1 pseudogene is annotated in these 949 nt (G+C 80.0%); it reads left to right on the top strand.

Features of this window, described 5'->3' with window-relative positions:
• Positions 1–949: pseudogene (locus tag ABD317_RS37275) on the top strand (family 2 glycosyl transferase); the annotation flags it as partial.

The following is a 949-nucleotide window of genomic DNA, read 5'->3' as shown; positions in this document are numbered from 1 at the left end:
GCCGGCGCCGACGGCACCCGCCTGCACGTCGCCGAGCAGTCCTTCGGCTGGCGGCAGCTGGCCGCGGTGCTCGCCGCCGCCGCCCGCGCCGCCGGGCCGCTGGTGCTGGCCGCCGGGTGGATGTGGGACGGCGCCGACGGCCCGCTGCGGCGCGGCGGCGCCGACCAGGTGCCGGCGTTCGTCGCCGAGGAGAGCCGCACGCCCGACCAGCCCCGCACCCTGGTCGTCGGCGGGACGGCCGGCAAGGTCGAGTACATGCTCGTCCGCGGCGCCGGCGCCCGCCTCGGCGACGCCGAACTGGCCGCGGCCGGCGGCGGCAACGCCCGGCTCTCCGGCATCGTCGCCGGGCTCGTCGCCGGCTCCGGCGCCGACCAGTCGACGGAGCTGGGCGAGTACGCCGTGCGCTACGTGCTCGTACGCAACGACGCCCCGCGCGCGTTCCGTCGCGTACTCGACGCCACCCCCGGCCTGACCCGGCTCAGCCAGCAGGACGGCGGCGCGCTCTGGCGCGTCGACGCCCGGGTCTCCCGGGCCACCGTGGTCGCCGCCGGGTCCGAGGACGGGCAGGACGGTGCCGCCGCGGAGCCGGTGCCCGTGGCCGCCGGGCCCGTCGAGGTGCACACGGACCTCAAGGAGGGCCCCGAGGGCCGGGTGCTGCGGCTCGCGGACGCGGCGAGCGCCGGGTGGCAGGCCACCCTCGACGGCGAGCCGCTGGAGGCGACGACGGTCGACGGCTGGGCGCAGGGCTTCGAGCTGCCCGCCGCCGGCGGTCGGCTGGACGTCACGTACGACACCGCCGTGACGCACACGGCGTGGACCTGGGCGCGCGGCGCGGCGCTGCTCGTCGTGCTGGTGCTGGCGCTGCCCGGGCGGCGGCGCGACGTCGACGACGACCTGCCGGACGCGGCGACACCCGCGGTGCCGGCGCTGGCGCTGGCGGGCGACGGGC

Source organism: Streptomyces synnematoformans (genome assembly GCF_039531005.1).
GTDB lineage: Bacteria > Actinomycetota > Actinomycetes > Streptomycetales > Streptomycetaceae > Streptomyces > Streptomyces synnematoformans.
This window is presented reverse-complemented; position numbering and strand designations above follow the sequence as displayed.